We start from the raw sequence: 19,885 nt of genomic DNA on the forward strand, positions 1-19,885 counted from the left end.
TCTTTTTGACGTATCCTTCTTCATCTTTATCGAAGACAAAATGCTTATAAAACTGCTTAAAATGCAGGATTTCTAAATTTATATCTTTTGTATCAACGCTATAGCTTCCACATGGAAAGGTTTTGTAAATACATCCATCACATCCCCCACTTCCACAATCCTGCCCCCGTACATAACCACAACTCTCTTAACAGAGCTAGCCACCAGGGAAACGTCATGAGTTATCATCAGGCGGGTTATATTTGTCTGAGCTTCCAATTCTAAAATCTCATCCATAATCTGCCTTTCGGTAACAATATCCAAAGCAGTTGTAGCCTCGTCCATAATTACCAGCTCAGGCTTAAGCAAAAATGCAGTGGCAATTGCCACCCTTTGCATCATACCGCCCGAAAGCTCATGCGGATATTTATCATAAATATAATCTGGCAAGTTCACCATATTTAAAGCATCCACGATTACTTTTTTTGCCTCAGACTTTTTGTATGATCCAAAGTTATTTAAAATAGATGTAAGTTGGACTCCAATTTTATGCACAGGACTTAAAAAATCCATAGAAGCTTGGAAGACCATAGCTATTTTTTGCCAACGATATTCTTTAAATTCCTTGGGAGATAATTTTAATAAGTCCACTCCCCTATAAAAAATATTTCCGTCAACTCTTGTACCTTCAGGTAAAATTTGCAAGATAGCGTGAGCCAAAGTCGATTTGCCCGATCCTGATTCGCCAACTATGCCCACAGATTCATTTTCATTTAAAGTCAAATTAGCATCTGTGACTGCGCGAACGATCTTGTCCTTGTTTTTGTAAACAATATTTAAATCTTTAATCTCAATCATCTTATACCTCCATCATGGTCTTGTTAATAGCTTCCGCAATCATGTGGAAGGCGTAGACAATTAGAATTAAAAACAAACCTGCAAAAAGTGAAATCCACCAGCCGGATATCAAAAAGTTTTTCCCGTTGTAAATAATCTTGCCCAGAGAAACTCTTGTTATATCTCCCAGTCCCAAAAATGAAAGACTGGCCTCATATAATATGGCTGATGAAATCGACAGAGTTGCATCTGCAATTATCGAGTTTATACCGTGAGGCAAAATATGATTTGTAATAATATAGGCGTCACTCTCTCCAATAACCTGAGCAGCCTTTACAAAATTTCTTTCCTTAAGGCTCATTGTAGCCCCGCGCATAACACGAGCTGTCCCCATCCATCCAGTCAGTGCGATTACCAAAATAATATTTGTAAAAGACGACCCATAGATAGAGGCAATAATTATAATTAGAAAAAATGTCGGAACCATAAGCATAACATTAATGATTTCCATAACAACCTTGTCCAAGGTTCCACCATAGTAGCCAATCATGGCGCCAATAAAAACACCGATGGTATTAGAAATAAAAGCTGCCAAAATTCCCACAATAAGAGATGTCTTAATCCCATTTGAAACGCTGGCAAAAACATCCCTGCCCAAGTCGTCTGTCCCAAAGATGTGGTCCTTGGATGGCGGCGTGAGCAAATTGTCTGTAAGGTCTGTCGGTGCATAAGAAGTTAGATGAGGACCAACGATTGAGAATATTATTAATAAAATCAAAAGTGTTAATCCAATTTTAAATTCGGTTTTTTCAAAAACTTCTCTCATACTCTAATCCTCGGATCTAAAATACCATAAACAATATCAGTCAATATTGAGAAAAATACAATTGAAACAGAAATTACCAAGTATACTGCATTTAAAACCATGTATTCCCTGGAGTTAATTGATTCGATTATAAGCCTACCCATGCCCGGCCAGCCAAAGACAATTTCTACCAGGGCCGCCCCGCTAATTGCAAAGGCAAAACTCATACCCACAACTGTAACCAGTGGGATCAAAGCATTTTTCAGAATATATTTGTTAAAAATTTCCCTCTCACTAAGGCCAACAGCCCTAAAGGTCTTTATAAAATTTTGATTCATAACATTTACAATTGATGAGCGCACAATTCTATAAAAAATAGGCGTTTGAATCAAAACGATTGTCAAAATCGGCAAAGCCATGTGGTGCATGAGGTCCAAAAACTTTTTAAAGCCAGTGTAAGATTCACGTAAATTGTAAAGTCCTGATGTCGGAAACCACCTCAGTTTGCCCGCAAAAACATATATAAGTATTAAACCCAGCCAGAAGCTCGGCATTGCGTCAAAAAAATAAGAAATATGATTAAACAATTTATCTACGAAACCATTTAAGTTCCGGCTGGCAATTATTCCAAAAAGAATTCCCAGGCCAATGGAAATAAAAGTTGCCATCAAAGTTAGTAATAGAGTTGGCCCAATTCTCCTCTTTATAACTTCAAAAACAGGTAAGTTGCTCTTGTATGAAAAACCAAAATCACCCTTTGCAGCATTTTTTACATAAGTAGTAAATTGAACAGCAACTGGTTTGTCTAAGTTATATTTTTCTTTTAAGTATTCAATTTGCTCAGGATTTGGATTTTCTTTGTTAGCAATGACCATCATAGGTGTGCCAGGTGCCAACCTGATTAAGAAAAATGTCATCACAAAAGAAAAGAAAATAGTCATCAAGCCCAATAATACTTTTTTAAAAACATACTTTCCCATTACAACTCCTCATAAGTAAGTGGCCTTTAATCCTACACCAATGCGCCTATGCATTAATTCGTGTGAGTTCTTATAAGCCCTATAAATTAACTCAATGACAATTATAACATATAAAATTAAAAATATGGCGAAATTTCTATTATTTCATTGTATTGTAACTAGATTTTAACCAGATAAATTATTTCTCAATAAACTCTTTGAAGAACTGCACTTGCCTCTACTTACATAGCATTTTTAAATTAAACTGCCTTTATAATATAAAATTTTCATTCTCAAATTTGAAAAATTATTTTAAAAATCCAATAAAAAAGTTGTGGCCTTTATGTACTGCCACCTTAAGTCCGGACACGGAAATAAGGGGGCAGTACACCTTTACCACAACTTTTTTACAAGCATTTTTATGGAGTTATATTTGTGAAACTTTTATATTTTTGCTTCTATTTTTATTTTAACTATGAGGCATAAATATAAATAAATTTACTTGCCTGCTGCAACTTTTTCCTTGGCTTCTTTCTTGGCCTTTTCCTTGGCCCATAGTTCATCAGCTGTATCCTTCCAATGTTCTGCATACATATCGCACTTGCCGCATAGGTGTTCGACATCTTCGGATTCAATCAAGTCTGTTGACTTGGCTCCGGTTTCCTTGACCATCTTGCGTAAGAGGTCAGGATTTTCTAGCATTGGGCATGGTCTAAAGTGGTTGTCATTGAATGGTTGATTTTCCTTGTAGGCCATAAAGAGTGGTTGAGCCAAAGCGTCTTTGATAGAAACGTCTCTGATATTTGCACTTGAGTAGTGGATAAATACACATGGTTCAACATCGCCGTTTGCGTTAATGTGCATATAATCCTTGCCGCCTGCTATGCATCCGTTGATCAGTCTGCCGTCGTTTTGGAAGTCAAAAGCCAAAATTGCAGGATCTGCATCCTTGCTTCTCAATTGGTCAATTCTTTCGACCATGTATTTTCTTTGTTCAGGATTTGGCATAAGTTCGACAACTGCGTCCTTGCCAACTGGCATATAGTGGAAATACCAAATGAGTTTTGATCCGTTGTCGATAAGTAATTTCAAAAATTCATCGCTTGTAACGGTATCAATGTTTTTGCTGGTATAGCAAACAGCATTTCCAAATAATAATCCTTCCTCTTTCATAATCTTCATGGCGTCGATAACTTTTTTATAAACGCCTTCGCCGCGTCTGAAGTCATTTTCATCTTCGTAACCTTCAAGGCTGACTGCGAAGTTCATATTACCGAGTCTCTTTACTTCCTTGCAAAATTCCCTATCAATCAAAGTTCCGTTGGTGAAAATGTGGAAGCAGCAATCATTGTGCTTTTCGGCAAGCTTGAGCATATCAGCTTTTCTTACCAAAGGTTCGCCGCCTGTTACCAGATAAAAATAAATTCCCAGTTCCTTACCTTGTGTAACAATGCTATCCATTTCTTCAAAAGTCAAGTTGAGCTTGTTACCGTATTCAGCTGCCCAGCAACCAATGCAGTGAAGATTGCAAGCACTGGTCGGGTCAAAGAGGATTGTCCAAGGCAAATTGGTGCCCAATTCTTGTCTGTTCTTTTCTCTGACCTTTGATCCGTAAAGTGAAGCCTCATAACCAAAGTTCATAATGGTCTTGTAGAGAATATTTCTGTCGATATTTTGTGAAATGTCGATTCCATATTTTGTCCAACCGTTGTTTGGATCGTCGGCAACCCTGATTGCCTTGTCAAAAGTTTCGTCTTCAAAAACCTTTAATTTTTTTGCATAGCCCATTAGATTTTTAAAAGTTTCTACTGGTTCCTTCTCTAATTTTTTTAATTGGTGATTTACAAAAGTTTCTACTGCCTTTTTTTCTGCTGCATCTTTTAAATTCATAAAATCCTCCCTTATAATAATTTACTAGTCAATCTATAATTTATGTAAGTGTATTTATAGATGGCTGTAGAGATATATATCTATCTTTGTTTATATGATATCACATTTCTGACCATTGGTCAACTTTTTTCAGTTGATTTTTATTAAATTAATGTTAAAATATTATTAGAGGTAAAAAATGAAAAACAAAATCGAAAGAATTGACAAGAGACAAGAGCTTTTAAAAGCAGGCTATGACTTGTTTACAACAATTGGAATTGAAAATACGACCATACAAAAAATAACCGACACCGCTTCAGTTGGCAAGGGAACTTTTTATTTATATTTTAAAAGCAAACAGGATATCAAAGAAGCCCTGATAGCCGAGAAATCCGCTGAGATTTTAACGCGTGCAGTCGAAAGCCTGGACACCCACATAGAATCAAGCCAGGTCAAGCTCGATTATTCCGAAAGAATTTTGTATATAGTCGATTATATAATTGAAATTTTTATAGAGGATACTGCCCTCTTAAAGTTTATTTCCAAATACTTAAGTTGGGGCTTTATTTCTTCCCATTACTTAGACCAAAACAACATAAACCCACTTAGCCAAATCATAAAACTGATTGAAAAGAAGGAAAACCTTGTTCTCAAGGACAGCCGCCTCCTCCTCTTCACCATATTTGAACTGGTAAATTCCACCTGCTACAATGTAATCCTGGACGGCCTACCGGTTACAATCGAAGAATACAAGCCATATTTATTTAAAAACATAAAGTTATTAGTAGAGAATTCCATAGATATAAAAAAATAAAAAGCTATCACCCAGCGGTCTCATGCGATCACGTGGGGATAGCTTTTTAAATTTGTTTTTATTCAACCAAACCTTTTAAATATCCATAGCCTTCCTTGTCCATATCTTCATAAGGAATAAACTTCAACGAGGCGCTGTTGATGCAATAGCGGAGGCCGCCCTTATCCTTGGGGCCGTCTTCGAAAACGTGACCCAGGTGGGAATCGCCTGACCTGCTTTTTACTTCTGTCCGCCTCATATTAAAAGAAGTATCGGTATTGTATTTTAAAACTTCTTCTGAAATTGGTTTTGAAAATGATGGCCAGCCGCAACCCGAATCAAACTTGTCTGTTGAAGAAAAAAGTGGCTCGCCAGTTACAATGTCGACATAAATTCCCTTTTGGTAATTATCCCAAAATTCATTATTAAATGCCGGCTCAGTTGCACTCTCCTGGGTGACCTTGTACTCCTCATCAGTCAGATTCTTTTTTATTTCATCACTTGACGGCTTCTTGTAATCCTCCTCGTCAATTAAAACTTGGTCAGCCTTTGACAAGTCTATGTGGCAGTAGCCGCCAGGATTTTTGGCCAGATAATCTTGGTGGTAGTCCTCGGCTTCATAAAAATTGTCCAATCTTTCCACCTCGACCACAATCTCCTTATCGTATTTGACTTGTTCTTTCTTTAGTCTGTCTTCAATAATCTGCCTGTCATTATCATCTACATAATAAATCCCAGTCCTATATTGGCTACCAATGTCGTTGCCCTGCTTATCCACAGAGGTCGGATCAATTACCATGAAGAGATAACGAATAAGCTTGTCTAGGGAAATTTTATTGGAATCATAGGAAACTTTTACAGTCTCCGCATGGCCAGTTTCGCCAGTGCACACTTCCTTGTAAGTTGGGTTTGCTGTCTTGCCATTTGCATAGCCGCTCACAGCATCGTAAACGCCATATATCTTTTCCATATAGGCCTCAATCCCCCAGAAACATCCGCCAGCAAAATAAATTGTAGATAGGTCATCTGGACTAATATCCTCTTTTGTATCATTCGATTCTGTTTTTGTATCAGCAATCTTTTCTTGCCTTTCTGTCGGACCTCCCGCACATGAAATAAATAAACTCGCCAGGGCTAAAATTAATATAATAAATTTATTTTTCATAATATTAAATCTCCTTTGCTAATTTATACCCGCAAAACAATATGACCTAATAAAAAATCCCAAATAAAAATGAGGCCGCAGCCCCATAAAAATTTTTATTTAATCAAAGCCTGAGCCTCTTTAAACTTTGGATTTTTTGCATCATGCAATATGTCAAATATAACCAGCTCCAAGTTCACCATCCTGGCCCCCATATATCTTAAAGTCCTCAGGCCACTTTCCTTATTAAAAAGATCTCTGGAAGTAATGGCGTCCTCCATCAAAAATACATTGTAGCCTGCCTCAAGCAAATCACGAGCAGTTTGAAAAACGCAAACGTGAGTCTCTTGACCCAGGATAATAATATTCTTTTTGTTTTTCCCATCAATTGCATTTTTAATATCAGCGTTTGCATAACAAGAAAATTCAGTCTTATCCATTGCCTCATCTGAATAAGCCTTGAAGCCATCAATGAGATCACCCAGCCCCCTCTTGTACTGAGTAGTAAATAAATAATCTATATCCATAAGCTTGCAAAAATCCATAGCCTTGATGGAATTTGAAATCACACGATCACTCTCTGCCATAGCTGGCATTAAACGCTCTTGAAAATCTACAAATAAAAACAAAGAATCCACTGCATTTAAATGAAACATAAAACCCTCCTATCAAAATTACATAAATAAGAACCACAGTCGCTTACTTTAAAAATATTATACCATATAAAAAATAAATATAATAATTGAATCCAGTCCTTTTGAGCCCAATACTTTGTTAAATGATTTTAATTAAAGACGCAAGTTCTAAATGATATATCCAAAATCTATATAATAGTATAGCTTGTAAGAAATATTTCTTACAAGCTATACTATTATATATTTAAATTATATTAGAATGAATTTATTAATTCTAGTTTTTTTAAAGGAGTCATGACTACATCTATAGTATCTCCGTCTTTATCAAAAAATTCAACTTCACAATTTTTTTCATCATAAAGTAAAACAATTGTTCCTTTCGTTCCTTTACTTATTTCTTTGTAATTCTCTTTCAATCTTACAACATCTAATTCTTTCATTATAAGTTTTTAACCCTCTCAGTTTCTCTATCATCAATTTCAAAAGACCCGTCATTTACTTCATTAAGTCTCTTTATAAGTTTACCAAGCAAATCAAGCATTTTGTATTTATCTTTTCTCTCTTGTTCCTTATCAAAATAAACAGGTTCATCATTATAATTTATTTTATAATAGGATGAATATAAATCTTGAATTTCATTATTTATTTTTTGTATATATTCGTCATTGTCAACAACATCTATTCCTGTGAGCAAGCGATCCGATTTTTCGTCGTAATACTTGGTCACTACTGGTCCATCGCCTAGATCTAATATTATTTCTATTTTTTTCATAATTAACTCCTATCTTGGATAAACAGTTACTATAAAACCATTTGTTCCAACCGCACAAAGAACATAATGCTTCCCACCATAGTCATAAATTTTTGTTATTTTCATTCCATTTTTCCTACTTGAAACTAATCTTCCATTATCAATAACTGATTTTATAAAACTAGGTATTTGTTCCTTATCAATACCAAAAGCCTCTTTAAAATTGTTAGAATGTCTCTTTATGATATGTTTTAATCCTACAATTTCATCTCCCTTTTCAAGCCATACAAGCTCGTTCTTCTTTGTTTTTGTAATCATAACTACATCTTCTTCATTGAATTTAACACCACTTCTTCTAAGTTCATCCATTAAATGCTCCGGCTTCAATACTCCCTTAGTGTTTTTATATAAGCCGCTATTACCTGCTCCCATTAGATTACACCTCTATGGATTTTTGAAGTATAGGGTTCAATGGAAATAAGATTAGTTTCATTCCTATAATTACCGAATATTGAATCTGGCATTGAACCATAAACATATATATTTTCTGGATTTAATCTTTTAAAAAATTCTTCTAGCCCTTTTTCGAAATAGTATCTATTGGAGTTTCTTTTTATCTGACCATATGAGCCTATTGCATAAGTCCCTTCCTTTTCTAATCCCTCAAAACAAAATTCATAACTCCTTGAGTCACCCCATCTTACATTTGGTATTACTTTTATACCATTATTTTGATAGTATGCACCCATAACTCTATTCATATAAGTGCTATACATTTGTCTAGTAATAGGCATATCATAGCAAATCGAAAAGTCAGGACTTATAACAGCACCAAACGTTTTCAATTCATCCCTATATTTTTGAGGATTGTTTAATATTTGTTTGAATGCCCCATCATAAATATAAAAATGAACCCCTACATTCTTTCCAATATACAAATTCCTTTTTTCAAAAGGGATAAATTTTTTAATTCCATTTATTTCTTCCTTTTTAATTAAAGGCATATCATATTTACCAACCAAACTTACATTTTCTATTAACTTAGGATTAAATCCACTATTTGCGTATTTATAATTACTCATTATTTACCTCCAGTTTAAAATTCTTGATTTTTAAAACTGGATTTGATATAATTAATTTGGAATTATTAAACAATATCCAGTTTAAAAAACATGCTTTAGATTGCGCCAACAATCTATTAAGTGTGTTTTTTTCTTTTCTACTCATCCTTACCATCCTTCCTCTTTATACTTTTCTAATTGATAGTATGCCATAGAGGGTGTCACTCCACATTTTTCTACAATCTCATCAACCATCATTCCTTCTACTAAATTCTTAGAAACAAATAGTTCGCCCGAAAAACAATTTGCTTGCCACTCTGGATCTTCGTATGCTCTTCTCTTCATTAAGTCTTCTTCTTTTCTACAAAATGATACCGTTTCTTCGCTATGACCTATAAGCCAATGTCCCAGCTCATGAGCACAAGTCGACCTTGAAAACCCGTCACCTTCACATGCCTTATCATAAACATCTTCTCGTAATTTTATTAAATTTTCTGACGGGATAGTTTCCCCATATTTTGTCCCCATTTCATCAATAGTACATATTTCTAAGTTGAACATCCCAATATTTGATAATAACTCCATTACTTTAACTATTGGAAAGTCCAGCTCATTTTCAAGACCAAATATTTCCCGAAATCTAAAGGCCATTCCTCTTATATCCTTTCTAGATAAAGGATCTGCTATATATCCGCCTATATTACTCACTATCCTTATTTAAAAATATTTTCATTTTATCCACCTCTTCTTTATTCAAATTTTCTAATTCTCTTGCAAAAGAAAATGCCAATCTTTTCTTTTCTCTACTCAAATCATTAAGATTGATTTCTACAGATTTTTGAGATTCCTCAATTGCTGTCATCAATTCATCTTGTTTTTCTTTATTCAGATTATATAAATCAATAATCATTTCATACCAAGAATCAGGCATTTTCTTTTTTCCATTTTCAACTGCTGATAAAAAAGATGAGCTGACATCTAGTTTTTCTGCCATTTCTTTCATTATTTCACCAGAGTCTAATCTTAACTTTCTTAAAAAAATTCCAAGTTGTGTAAGCATAATATCCTCCTTTTGAAATTATTATATACCATTTTAAAAAATTTGTCAACCTATTTAAGTTTATTAATTTTTTATTTTTAAATTTATATTCCTTCAAAGCATAACTATTTTTTATACAAGTTAAAAAGTATAAGCAATTGATTTCTAAGTGTGTATAAACTTAATTTAAAAAAATGGTAATAAAAAAAGACCTATCATTTATGGTCTATCCTAAAAAAATTTTATAAAGACTTGAAATATCCATTCTCTTATCTGGCGAAATATATTCTTTACGATAATGTATTTTAATAAACTTTATTTACCTTGATTTTATTGTCCATAGCTGGCATCAAACGTTCTTGAAAATCTACAAATAAAAACAAAGAATCCTCTGCATTTAAATGAAACATAAAAGCCTCCTTTTCACAATCATACAACAAATTTATCCATCCTTCAAGAGCAAATAAAAAAGGCATCATTCGACGCCCTTTCTCCATCTAACTATTCCTATTATGTTGGCTGCTATTAGCAAAATTGCCAAGACAATGCCGGTAGTTTTTATCGAAACATCTCTGCCCAAAACTTCCCGCATGTCATAAATGTAACGAACAAACTTGCCTGCAATCAAGGCAAACATTAAAGCCAGCAACTCACTTATAAAAAATATCCGAGTCGGCTTTAACTTAAAAATATACAAGGCCGCCATGACCACCAGCATTGTAATTATTACCGTCAAATTAGCGTGGATTCTCATATCCAACCAAGTGCTTAAACTACCAATAGCAGAAAGCAACAGGCCTGCTAAGAGGCCTGTCGTTAAATTTAAATATAAATTTGATAACCTATTCAACAATTTCATAAGTTATAACTACAGGTTCACCATCAAGTGGGAAGTTTTCCATATTGCCGTTGAATTCAACTGTCTTAGCCTTTTCAACTGAGCCATATGGATATGAAGCATTACTTGTAATACCAACTAAACATGAGTCTAAGCATGTAATGCAACCTGTTTGTTTTTCGTTAGCGTTGTCAAGGTTACCTGAGAATCTAATTTGAATTGGATTACCATTTGAATCCTTGATAACATCGTTAATATCCTTACCAGATTCTTGGTCCTTCCATGTAAAGGTCAATTTCAAATCTGAACCTTCTGTAAGAGTAGTTTCAGCATTGTCCTTGTTCATATTGTTACCAGCAACAGCACCGATATCAAGCAAAGCTTGGTGGAAATCAGCTGGTTTAACAAATGATCTAAATACAGCCTTGTCAGCGAACTTGCCGCCATCTGAAACAACACCGTGTCTTGTGCTTTCTGTCAAATACTTACCATTTGCTAAAGCAAAAATTTTAATAGTCTTTGCTTCCTTGTCAACAACCATATTGTTGGTCTTTGAAAGACCAAATAATTCAACGTCGTCTTTAACTTCTGTCTTCTTGTTGCAACCTACAAAGGCAAAAGCCATTATAAGGGCAACGATGATTATAAATTTCTTATTCATAATACCTCCTTAAACAAATTTATTTTAGCACTTTGGGTTAATAAATTCAAATGAAAAACGACCTTTTAGAGGCATTATAGAAAAGTTTCATAAGGAAAGAAAAGCTATAGATTAATTTTATAACAAAAAATGAGGCCCAAGCCCCATTTTTTATTTTTTATTAATCCAACTGTTTATTAAAAGATTGTTTTACTAATTCCATTATATAATCCAGATCACTTTCCTCTGTATAATCCAGCTGTACATCGCCATTGCCCCACTTACCAAGGCCAGTTATATCTCTGCAAATATGTCTAGGATCGACGATTTCATCAAATTTCATATTGAGGCTTAAGTTTAATTTTGTTTTATAAACAACTATATCCACAAAATTAGTATCTAACTTATAGGCTATATAATATTTATTATAAACCTTAAATACATCTGGAGATAAATTTAAAATCCTCCTATCTATAAGATCGTACAAGTACTTATCCCTTTCGCTTAAATTATAATTTTCAAGTGAGTATTCTTTTTTATCAGTTTCTTCTTTAACATAAGCCCTCAATTCCTCATCAGTAAGCTCCGGATATGGCCAAACTTTAACTGCTAATTGTGCAAGATTATTGGCACGATTTTTTATAGCCTCTTCATCCCACCTATTCAAAGAAAGTATATCTCTATTAAGCCTAAAGGCACTTTCCTTAAAGCCACCCTTCATTTCCATCTTCCTCTTAAAAGGCAGATCACTCATTTCTGAATTGTAAGCCGTAAGAGTCAAATTGCCAAGAGTATGCAAATAATTTTCTTGAATTATCTTCCAGTTAGGTCCCAGGTCTTCTTTCCATTCTGGAGACAGGTTTTTATTTTGCGGCATAATGTGTTCGATAGTACAATTTTCTATAATAACAGGAGATTTGTTATCATAGTTTTCCAAGCTCCTTAAAATATAATTCCTGTTTCTTGTATTATACAGGTCTTTTGTGGCCAGAGCCTTGGTAAATTCAAGATTTTTTGGAAATTCCTTGTAACTTTCTTGAAGGATAAAAAAGGCTTTAACTGAGTTTAAATAATCATCATGATTAATATAATTGTACATTGTTGCAAAAGTTTTATTTAATGAGTTAGTTGGTATTCCCACAACGCTTCTTCTAAGTACATATGAAATACACAGTCTCAAAATTTCTTTAAATTCATCCTTGCTTATTTTTTGATCTTCCAAATCTTGGTTTATATGCAGTAAAAACGGATAAGAAACTTCCATCCTAAGGTCAACAATGTCCTTATAAAGCCTCTTAATTTCTATATCCTCATGATTTGCAAAAATTATATTCGTATAAAAGCTTGCATGGGTTAAAAGATTTTCAGCTAGCCCTCTAATATCATAAGTTGAGCTCCTATAATAATTTTTAAATTCCTCATAAACATTTCTCTTGCTTGGAATCCTGGATAACTTCATAGTCAGATAATCTCTAAAAAATGAATCCATTAAAGACTCATCAAAATTATCTGCAAACAAATTTTCCAGTGGCCTCCAATAATTTTCGTAAATATAAGTCTGCTCTCTTGTATCTAGGCCCATTAAAATAAAGTTTCTAATGAGGTCTGACTCCGAAAGCTCCTTACCAGTCGAATTAAGACTTTCAAAAATAGCCTGTGCATCGTCATCAATCCTGTCCAAAGTAACATTTACAATCTGCAACTTACCAATGGATTCATAAACCTTATCAAGAGCGAGCTCTTTGGAAGCAATTTTCTTCATAAAGAAATTATAACTGTCTCTAAGCCTGGATCTTTTATTCTTTGATGTTGGTCTAGACTCAATCAAATCTATCAAAATATCCCTATCATTTTCAGTCAAAAGCAATTTATAACGATCAAGCTCCTATTCATATTGATTTTTCAAAAGCATATTTTCAATCTTTATCGGATTTATTGACTCATCATTGTTTTGTATTGCCACATCCCTTAGGGCGATTAACATCAAAATAAGAGTAGTAATCCTCTGCTGGCCATCGATAATCATAAACTTTTGAACGCCAGTAGGCATAGCTTTCTCTGCAATATTAACAATAGAACCAACAAAGTGCCCCTGTTTATTTAGCTTCTCCATGGTCACAATGTCATCCCATAGCCTCTCACATTGAGGCATTCCCCAACTATAAAGCCTTTGATAAACCGGGATAATAAATTGCCTGGTGCCATTTAAAATCTCAAAAATATTACCCTTTTGCGCATCCATAGTCTCCTCCTGTTTTATACACTTATATTATTAGTTATATTATACCATATAAAAAATAAATATTCCCCTCCAATAATCTATGTTGTTATAACAACATAGAAAGAAATTTTACCCATGATTAAAAAATTTCATAGAAAGTCAAAGGCTATAGATTTATTTTTCAACAAAAAATGAGGCCCAAGCCCCATTTTTATAATCTTAATTTACTTATAGTCCCACAAATACATCCACCAGTTCTTGGATTTTCATTAGGACTTCTTCCTTTTTCTTTTCTCGAGCACCCCTTCGCCTAGAAGTTGGAGGTATAATGCCGTCTAATTCTTCTCCTGTACTTTCAGCAAAGCCCCTGGCTATAGATTTACTTATAAATCTTTCTGCATTTTCATTTAAATTTTCTTCTTCGATTAGCTTTGCAATGCTTCTCGATTTTTCCGCCTTGGCGAATGAATAAAAAGCTTCCAAAATATCGTTATTAGTTTGCAAGGAATTTAATTCAGTTGAATTAATAAATCTAATTACGATTTCTTCCTTGCTCCTAGTATCAATACTTGACCTAATGACACGTCTGACTTCAGCCTTGATGCTTTCGATATTTTCATTCTCCTTGGTCTTTTCTAAAATAAGAGCCAAGATATATTCCAGATTTATCTCATCAGTCTTGATTAAATCAATATGGAACTCAACATTTGAAAAATCAACACCTTCATCATCTGAGCCGCCGCCATCTCTTCCACCTCGCCTGCCTTCTCTAATACTCAGGTAGACACTCTTCATATCCTGAACTTCTCTTTCAGTAAAAATCTTGTCAAAGTCTTCGTACTCATCAAAATTTTTCAAAATATTATCAGCGGCCAGGTATTCATTAAAGAGCCTTACAAATTCCTTCTTATCAGCATCAAAAATAATTTCGCTAGGATCTGGGAACTTCTCCTTGATTTCATTACAAATTTCTATATAACCCTTCTTGACTTCGCCAGTTTCTTCGTCTTCAAAACCATGGACATACTCATCAAAACTTTTTTCCAAAATCATATTGACAGAATTTTTGTCGCCAAAAACCCTGATGGCATCCTTAGTCGCTTCTTCCAAATCTCTAAAGCAGACAATATTACCAAAGCTCTTGACCTTGTTTAAAATCCTGTTGGTCCTTGAATAAGCTTGGATAAGTCCATGGTATCTCAAATTTTTATCCACAAACAAAGTATTAAGCCTTGGAGCGTCAAAACCAGTCAAAAACATACCAACTACAATCAGTAAATCAATTTCTCCGTCCTTAACCTTCTTGGATAAATCTCGGTAGTAATCTTCAAACTGTTTGTCATCGGTTGAAAAATTTGAATTAAAAGTTTTGTTGTAATCATCAATTACATAATTCAAAAACTCCTTGGCACTCGACCCCAGAGCAGAAACATTAAACTCTTCATCGGGAATATCACCTAAAGTCGAAGGAGCCTCATTAGGTGAAAAGCTAAAAATAGTTGCCACCCTCAGTCTCTTTTCTTCTGGCAAGTCCTTTTGCTGGCTCTTAAACTCATTATAATAAAGTTTCGCTGCATCTATACTATCCACAGCAAACATGGCGTTAAAACCATTTACTCTTTGCGATGCCAAAGTATTATGTTCATTTCTGTGAGTTTTTTTGTTAAATACCCTCAAAATATACTTGGTGATCTCTGCAATCCTATCATGGTGGAGGAGCATTTTGTTTTTCATCTGGTCAATTTCTTTTTCGTACAAATCTTTTTCTGCATCCTTAAATTCAGGAGAAATATTATTGTAGTCGACCTTGAATTTTAAAACCTTCTCATCCCTAATAGCATCTGTAATTACATAGCTGTGGAGTTGAGCTCCAAAAACATCAGCCGTTGTATCTCCTTTGATAGTATTTTCTGCAAAAATCGGCGTGCCCGTAAAACCAAATTGGTAATATTTTTTAAAACGCCTCCTAATATTCTTTTGAGCGTCACCAAACTGCGACCGGTGGCACTCGTCATAGATCAAAACGCACTGCTTGTCATAAACTGGACTATTTGGATTTCTCTTAACAAACTCATTCATCTTTTGAATAGTCGTAACTATAATCCTCTTGTTATCATTAGCTATGCAATCAGCAAGAGCCTTTGTGTTTTTGCTACCGGAAACACTGTCTGGATCAAAACGCTGGTACTCCTTCATAGTTTGATAGTCCAAGTCCCGTCTGTCGACTATAAAAAACACCTTGTCTATAAATGGAAGATCTGTAGCCAAACGCGCCGCCTTAAAACTTGTCAGAGTTTTCCCAGACCCAGTCGTGTGCCATACAAAACCGCCTGCTTCAGCACGCCCATATTTTTTTGACTCGTAGCTAGATTTTATCTTCCACAAAATTCTCTCAGTCGCTGCAATCTGATAAGGCCTCATTACAAGTAAGGTGTTATTGGTATCAAAGACACAATACTTGGTCAAAATTTCTAATATAACCCGCTTTTCAAAAAAAGTTTTGGTAAAATCTTCCAAGTCCCTGATGGCATTGTTCCTTGCATCCGCCCACTCACAAGTAAACTCATAATTATTCTTGTCCTTGGCAGTTGTATTTGCAAAATACCTGGTAAAGGTTCCGTTTGAAATTACAAAAATCTGCACATACTTGTAGAGGGAATTGTCCGCATTAAAACTATCCGCCACATACCTGTGAATCTGCTCAAAAGCAGTGTACATACTAGTCCCACGTTTTTTTAATTCAACATGGATCAGAGGCAGACCATTTACAAAAATCGTAACATCATAACGATTATTGTGTGGACCAACACCATGGACCTGGTTACCGACCTGGACAATATTGTTGTGGATATTATTCTTGTCTATAATATAAATATTTTTTCTTTCGCCAGAATCAAACAAAAAATCATAAACATGGTCCACCTGAACCTTGCGAGTTTTTTCAATCATTCCATCATTTGGCGAATCAATATATTCCACCAAAAACCTTGCCCATTCATCATCAGTAAAAGTGACCCTATTTAGCCTTTCTATTTGCTTTTTTAAATTTACATACAAGGCCTCATTAGTCCTTGCCTCCAGCCTTTCATAACCTTGATTCATAAGATTTTCAATCAAATTTTCTTCAAGGTCAGATTCAGTTTGGTATGATTGGTCTTTGACGACAGAATTTTTTTCAAACTTAGATAGGATAATCCCATTATTTAATTCAGCAATGGGTGCAACATCATAAGAACTCATGTAGTCGCGAGTATAGTCAGCCATATAAACTCCTTTCATTTATAATAATTAACTAATCTTTATATTAAGAAAATTAATCCTCTTCCCTCTTAAAATCCAGCAAACGCTCACGATAATACTCATATTGCTTTTGCCTTAATTCAATCTCCTTGGGCAAACCCTCGTTAATGTCACTAACAATCTTATTAAAATTATCAAGAATAGAAACAATATACTCTTGGACAGCAATGGGTGGAACTAGTATTTTAATTTTATTTATATCTCTATTATATATTCTTGATATTGTTCCACCTTTTGATACTGGCCACTTTACGATCTGATAAAAATAATATAAATACTTATCTAGAGCCTGACTTTCATCATTATCAATCCATACAATATTAGAATCTTGATAGTATGAGTCTTTACCATCAAAAATAACTGTTCTTCCTATTGTGCCAGAAGCAGAAAATAATATATTGCCTTCTCTGGGATATGAAAATTTATCTTTGTATTCCAAAAATAATTCTTTGCTAATAAATGAATCTGGTGTTTTGCCAAATGTACCAATTTTATAAAATGGTACTTCCCCAATATTTGATGTCTGATTTTTTAATATTCTCTTACACATAGATATTTTTCCAATATCACCTAAGTTTTTCCATTCAACTTTTCCACCAAATTTTTCTGAGAGTTTATTTAAATATTCTTCGCTCAACAATTTATCACGATAATGCTCATATTGTCTATTTCGAGCTTGTAGCTCAGCTTGTAGCTGAGTAAAGTGGTCCACCATTGTATCGAGAATTTTTACAATCCTCTCCTGAGTCTCCAGTGATGGAATTGGAATTTGAAAATTTTTAATAATTCCTAAGTTTAAACTTGTTAGAGCTCCTTGCCCCATATTTTTAATGTTTTCATAGTTATTTGAAATATAATAATATAAAAATTTATAATTTAATAATTCCTCATTATTTTCAATGGCTGCAACTGATTGATTAGATGCAGTTGCAAACTCAACAACTGCACTCCTTCCAACTGTTGCACCGGTCATTGCTAAAACAACACTATTTGGTCTTATCATCTTAGCAGATGACTTATCTAAGCCCTCTTTTGTAATATTTCTTTCCGAAGATCTAATTACGTTAAAATTTATTTCACCAGATCTAATCCATGGAATGTCCCCATCATAATATGAACGTATATTTGTTTTAGGTGTGCCTCCTGCAAAGCATCTTGCTACATCACCCAGTTTCTTCCACTCGACTTTTTCGTTTTTAATCATTTCCAGGATATTATTCATCGCCAAGTTCCTCAACTATTTTATCGATGCTTGCCCTAAGCTGATCAATTTTTTCGACGGTTTCTTTTATTTCTTGGTTCAAGACTTTGATGTCAATCTTTTCCCTTGTGTCTTCCTTTTCAACATAGGTCGATACAGATAAATTGTAATCGTTTTCTACAATCTCTGCCCTATCTACATAGCGGGAAAAATATTCTGTATCAGATCTCTTGTCAAATTCGTCAACAATCTTGTCTATGTTTTCATCTGTGAGGACATTGTTGTTGGTGACCTTTTGAAATTCCTGTGATGCATCTATAAATAAAACCTTGTTTTCAGTTTTATTTTTCGCCATCACAAGTATACAAGTAGCAATAGACGTGCCAAAGAATAAATTTTCTGGCAGTTGGATAATAGCGTCCACAAAGTTGTTGTCAACCAAATATTGCCTAATAGTTTTTTCTGCACCCCTTCTGTAAAAAATTCCTGGGAAGCAAACGATAGCTGCCCTTCCCTTACTGGACAAATGGTTGAGGGCGTGCATAATAAAGGCAAAGTCTGAGTATGACTTTGGTGCCAGCTTGCCAGCAGGTGCAAAACGCTCATCATTTATCAAAGTTACATCTCCGTCGCCTATCCATTTTTTTGAATAAGGTGGATTTGAAACAATAATATCAAAAGGTTTTTCATCCAAGTGCTTAGGATTTAAAAGCGTGTCCCCATATTTTATAGAAAAATTGTTGTAGTTTACATCGTGGAGGAACATATTCATCCTGGACAAGTTAAAATTGGTCAGATTTATCTCCTGACCGTAAAAACCCTCCTCGATAATGTGATCGTCAAATTGCTTTTTCATTTGAAGAACTAAACTTCCGCTCCCGATTGTGGGGTCGTAGACTTTGTTTACCTTGGTTTTATTGTGCATAGCCAGTTTTGCAAGCAGTTTAGAAACTGATTGAGGAGTAAAATATTCTCCACCTGATTTACCTGCATTACTAGCGTAATTTGAAATTAAGTATTCGTAAGCATCTCCAAAGGCGTCGATTTCATTTTCTTGAAAGTTACCAAAGTTGATAGAGTTGATACCCTTTAATATATCTGCTAATCTTTGATTTCTCTCCTTGACCGTTCCGCCAAGTTGATTGCTCCTAGTGTCTATGTTTGAAAAGAGGCCTTTTATTTTTTCTTCTGATGGAAAGCCGACTGCGCTTGCCTCTATGGCATTAAAAATATTGGCCAAGTCTGTATTTAAGTTTTCATTGCTATCAGCTGTCTTTACAACATTTTCAAAGAGTTGGCTGGGCAGGATAAAAAATCCCTTGTCCTCAACAGTTCCAGGTTTAAAATCTTCTTCAGCCTCTTGGTCAGAAATTCTTGCGTAATCAAAATCAGGATCGCCCGCCTCGTGCTCAGCTTTGTTGAAAAATTCTGTCATATTTTCAGAAATAAATCTGTAGAATAAAACTCCCAAAACGTATTGCTTGAAGTCCCATCCATCAACAGCTCCGCGAACATCATCCGCAATCGCCCAAATTCTCCTGTGTAATTCAGCCCTTTGCGCTGATGCATTTAAAATATCAGACATAAAATCCCTCCAAATTGTTTTTGTTTTTCATTTTAATACAATAAAATATCTATAGATTTAATTATATCATAACTGAATAATTTTTTCACATTTATTAAGATTTATTATGCCTTTTTATTACCATGTATAAAAACACCGGACTAGCAAAACATCTCCTCCAAAACTTACGACCTTATGAAACACGAAATCCTCTGCGAAACAGACAAGGAAACTGTCTACGCAGACGCG

The 19,885-nt window shown here is 34.5% G+C and carries 20 protein-coding genes and 1 pseudogene; 1 reads left to right on the forward strand and 20 read right to left on the reverse strand.

All coding sequences use genetic code 11. The features are described from left to right. Positions 1-78: 78 nt before the first annotated feature. From CUU59_RS06630 to CUU59_RS06645, 4 genes are all read right to left on the reverse strand, one after another. Positions 79-837 (reverse strand): ABC transporter ATP-binding protein, encoded by a 759-nt coding sequence (locus CUU59_RS06630; protein WP_099951175.1) that lies wholly within the window; start codon positions 835-837, stop codon positions 79-81. A gap of 1 nt (position 838) precedes the next feature. After that, entirely contained in the window at positions 839-1,642 is an 804-nt protein-coding gene (locus CUU59_RS06635; RefSeq protein ID WP_075574756.1) for an ABC transporter permease, read from the reverse strand. Further along, positions 1,639-2,601, reverse strand: a complete 963-nt coding sequence (locus tag CUU59_RS06640) for an ABC transporter permease (protein ID WP_099951176.1) — start codon at positions 2,599-2,601, stop codon at positions 1,639-1,641. Before CUU59_RS06640 ends, CUU59_RS06635 begins: the two co-directional genes overlap by 4 nt. 477 nt (positions 2,602-3,078) lie before the next feature. Further along, complete coding sequence (locus CUU59_RS06645; protein WP_099951177.1) at positions 3,079-4,470, reverse strand: radical SAM/SPASM domain-containing protein; 1,392 nt, start codon at positions 4,468-4,470, stop codon at positions 3,079-3,081. Between the two features lie 178 nt (positions 4,471-4,648). Between CUU59_RS06645 and CUU59_RS06650 the strand changes: the two genes are divergently transcribed. After that, positions 4,649-5,263, forward strand: a complete 615-nt coding sequence (locus CUU59_RS06650; protein ID WP_099951178.1) for a TetR/AcrR family transcriptional regulator — start codon at positions 4,649-4,651, stop codon at positions 5,261-5,263. A 58-nt stretch (positions 5,264-5,321) separates the two neighbouring features. Here CUU59_RS06650 and msrB read toward each other — a convergent pair whose 3' ends face one another. From msrB to CUU59_RS06720, 16 genes and pseudogenes are all read right to left on the reverse strand, one after another. Then, a complete protein-coding gene (gene msrB / locus CUU59_RS06655; RefSeq protein ID WP_099951179.1) occupies positions 5,322-6,407 on the reverse strand; it encodes a peptide-methionine (R)-S-oxide reductase MsrB in 1,086 nt (361 codons plus the stop codon). A gap of 95 nt (positions 6,408-6,502) precedes the next feature. After that, positions 6,503-7,042: an isochorismatase family protein gene (locus CUU59_RS06660; RefSeq protein WP_099951180.1), complete on the reverse strand. Its 540-nt coding sequence runs from the start codon at positions 7,040-7,042 to the stop codon at positions 6,503-6,505. A 233-nt stretch (positions 7,043-7,275) separates the two neighbouring features. Beyond that, a complete protein-coding gene (locus CUU59_RS06665) occupies positions 7,276-7,461 on the reverse strand; it encodes a DUF4926 domain-containing protein (protein WP_099951181.1) in 186 nt (61 codons plus the stop codon). Beyond that, a complete protein-coding gene (locus tag CUU59_RS06670; RefSeq protein ID WP_099951182.1) occupies positions 7,461-7,793 on the reverse strand; it encodes an RNA helicase in 333 nt (110 codons plus the stop codon). The genes CUU59_RS06665 and CUU59_RS06670 overlap by 1 nt, the downstream gene beginning before the upstream one ends. A 9-nt stretch (positions 7,794-7,802) precedes the next feature. Next, positions 7,803-8,204, reverse strand: coding sequence for a toxin (locus tag CUU59_RS06675; protein WP_099951183.1), 402 nt, complete (start codon positions 8,202-8,204; stop codon positions 7,803-7,805). Beyond that, complete coding sequence (locus tag CUU59_RS06680) at positions 8,204-8,854, reverse strand: DUF4417 domain-containing protein (protein WP_099951184.1); 651 nt, start codon at positions 8,852-8,854, stop codon at positions 8,204-8,206. The genes CUU59_RS06675 and CUU59_RS06680 overlap by 1 nt, the downstream gene beginning before the upstream one ends. Further along, positions 8,847-8,999, reverse strand: coding sequence for a hypothetical protein (locus CUU59_RS08180; protein WP_169922884.1), 153 nt, complete (start codon positions 8,997-8,999; stop codon positions 8,847-8,849). Before CUU59_RS08180 ends, CUU59_RS06680 begins: the two co-directional genes overlap by 8 nt. A gap of 2 nt (positions 9,000-9,001) precedes the next feature. After that, positions 9,002-9,541 carry an ImmA/IrrE family metallo-endopeptidase gene (locus CUU59_RS06685; RefSeq protein ID WP_245870570.1) on the reverse strand — a complete coding sequence of 180 codons (540 nt, stop codon included), beginning with the start codon at positions 9,539-9,541 and terminating at the stop codon, positions 9,002-9,004. Further along, positions 9,534-9,893: a helix-turn-helix domain-containing protein gene (locus CUU59_RS06690; RefSeq protein WP_099951185.1), complete on the reverse strand. Its 360-nt coding sequence runs from the start codon at positions 9,891-9,893 to the stop codon at positions 9,534-9,536. The genes CUU59_RS06685 and CUU59_RS06690 overlap by 8 nt, the downstream gene beginning before the upstream one ends. A 454-nt stretch (positions 9,894-10,347) precedes the next feature. After that, the gene (locus CUU59_RS06695) at positions 10,348-10,731 is read right to left on the reverse strand and encodes a hypothetical protein (RefSeq protein ID WP_099951186.1); all 384 of its coding nucleotides are present in this window, start codon (positions 10,729-10,731) and stop codon (positions 10,348-10,350) included. Next, positions 10,715-11,371: a YdjY domain-containing protein gene (locus CUU59_RS06700; protein WP_099951187.1), complete on the reverse strand. Its 657-nt coding sequence runs from the start codon at positions 11,369-11,371 to the stop codon at positions 10,715-10,717. Before CUU59_RS06700 ends, CUU59_RS06695 begins: the two co-directional genes overlap by 17 nt. A 160-nt stretch (positions 11,372-11,531) precedes the next feature. After that, complete coding sequence (locus tag CUU59_RS06705; protein ID WP_342747454.1) at positions 11,532-12,932, reverse strand: GmrSD restriction endonuclease domain-containing protein; 1,401 nt, start codon at positions 12,930-12,932, stop codon at positions 11,532-11,534. A gap of 15 nt (positions 12,933-12,947) precedes the next feature. Next, positions 12,948-13,592 (reverse strand): annotated as a pseudogene (locus CUU59_RS08335) (DUF262 domain-containing protein); the annotation flags it as partial. A 207-nt stretch (positions 13,593-13,799) separates the two neighbouring features. Then, a complete protein-coding gene (locus tag CUU59_RS06710) occupies positions 13,800-16,835 on the reverse strand; it encodes a type I restriction endonuclease subunit R (RefSeq protein ID WP_245870571.1) in 3,036 nt (1,011 codons plus the stop codon). 49 nt (positions 16,836-16,884) lie between these two features. Beyond that, positions 16,885-18,093: a restriction endonuclease subunit S gene (locus CUU59_RS06715; protein ID WP_099951188.1), complete on the reverse strand. Its 1,209-nt coding sequence runs from the start codon at positions 18,091-18,093 to the stop codon at positions 16,885-16,887. Next, the gene (locus CUU59_RS06720) at positions 18,086-19,657 is read right to left on the reverse strand and encodes a type I restriction-modification system subunit M (RefSeq protein WP_099951189.1); all 1,572 of its coding nucleotides are present in this window, start codon (positions 19,655-19,657) and stop codon (positions 18,086-18,088) included. Before CUU59_RS06720 ends, CUU59_RS06715 begins: the two co-directional genes overlap by 8 nt. Between the last annotated feature and the right edge of the window lie 228 nt (positions 19,658-19,885).

Origin of the sequence: Ezakiella peruensis (genome assembly GCF_900215725.1) — a bacterium.
GTDB classification, from domain to species: Bacteria; Bacillota; Clostridia; order Tissierellales; family Peptoniphilaceae; genus Ezakiella; species Ezakiella peruensis.

Bases quoted from the DNA above. Each gene is read 5' to 3' on its own strand.
- CUU59_RS06630 (WP_099951175.1), bottom strand. From the start codon at position 837: ATGATTGAGATTAAAGATTTAAATATTGTTTACAAAAACAAGGACAAG.
- CUU59_RS06635 (WP_075574756.1), bottom strand. From the start codon at position 1,642: ATGAGAGAAGTTTTTGAAAAAACCGAATTTAAAATTGGATTAACACTT.
- CUU59_RS06640 (WP_099951176.1), bottom strand. From the start codon at position 2,601: ATGGGAAAGTATGTTTTTAAAAAAGTATTATTGGGCTTGATGACTATT.
- CUU59_RS06645 (WP_099951177.1), bottom strand. From the start codon at position 4,470: ATGAATTTAAAAGATGCAGCAGAAAAAAAGGCAGTAGAAACTTTTGTA.
- CUU59_RS06650 (WP_099951178.1), top strand. From the start codon at position 4,649: ATGAAAAACAAAATCGAAAGAATTGACAAGAGACAAGAGCTTTTAAAA.
- msrB (WP_099951179.1), bottom strand. From the start codon at position 6,407: ATGAAAAATAAATTTATTATATTAATTTTAGCCCTGGCGAGTTTATTT.
- CUU59_RS06660 (WP_099951180.1), bottom strand. From the start codon at position 7,042: ATGTTTCATTTAAATGCAGTGGATTCTTTGTTTTTATTTGTAGATTTT.
- CUU59_RS06665 (WP_099951181.1), bottom strand. From the start codon at position 7,461: ATGAAAGAATTAGATGTTGTAAGATTGAAAGAGAATTACAAAGAAATA.
- CUU59_RS06670 (WP_099951182.1), bottom strand. From the start codon at position 7,793: ATGAAAAAAATAGAAATAATATTAGATCTAGGCGATGGACCAGTAGTG.
- CUU59_RS06675 (WP_099951183.1), bottom strand. From the start codon at position 8,204: ATGGGAGCAGGTAATAGCGGCTTATATAAAAACACTAAGGGAGTATTG.
- CUU59_RS06680 (WP_099951184.1), bottom strand. From the start codon at position 8,854: ATGAGTAATTATAAATACGCAAATAGTGGATTTAATCCTAAGTTAATA.
- CUU59_RS08180 (WP_169922884.1), bottom strand. From the start codon at position 8,999: ATGAGTAGAAAAGAAAAAAACACACTTAATAGATTGTTGGCGCAATCT.
- CUU59_RS06690 (WP_099951185.1), bottom strand. From the start codon at position 9,893: ATGCTTACACAACTTGGAATTTTTTTAAGAAAGTTAAGATTAGACTCT.
- CUU59_RS06695 (WP_099951186.1), bottom strand. From the start codon at position 10,731: ATGAAATTGTTGAATAGGTTATCAAATTTATATTTAAATTTAACGACA.
- CUU59_RS06700 (WP_099951187.1), bottom strand. From the start codon at position 11,371: ATGAATAAGAAATTTATAATCATCGTTGCCCTTATAATGGCTTTTGCC.
- CUU59_RS06705 (WP_342747454.1), bottom strand. From the start codon at position 12,932: ATGGGCCTAGATACAAGAGAGCAGACTTATATTTACGAAAATTATTGG.
- CUU59_RS06710 (WP_245870571.1), bottom strand. From the start codon at position 16,835: ATGGCTGACTATACTCGCGACTACATGAGTTCTTATGATGTTGCACCC.
- CUU59_RS06715 (WP_099951188.1), bottom strand. From the start codon at position 18,093: ATGAATAATATCCTGGAAATGATTAAAAACGAAAAAGTCGAGTGGAAG.
- CUU59_RS06720 (WP_099951189.1), bottom strand. From the start codon at position 19,657: ATGTCTGATATTTTAAATGCATCAGCGCAAAGGGCTGAATTACACAGG.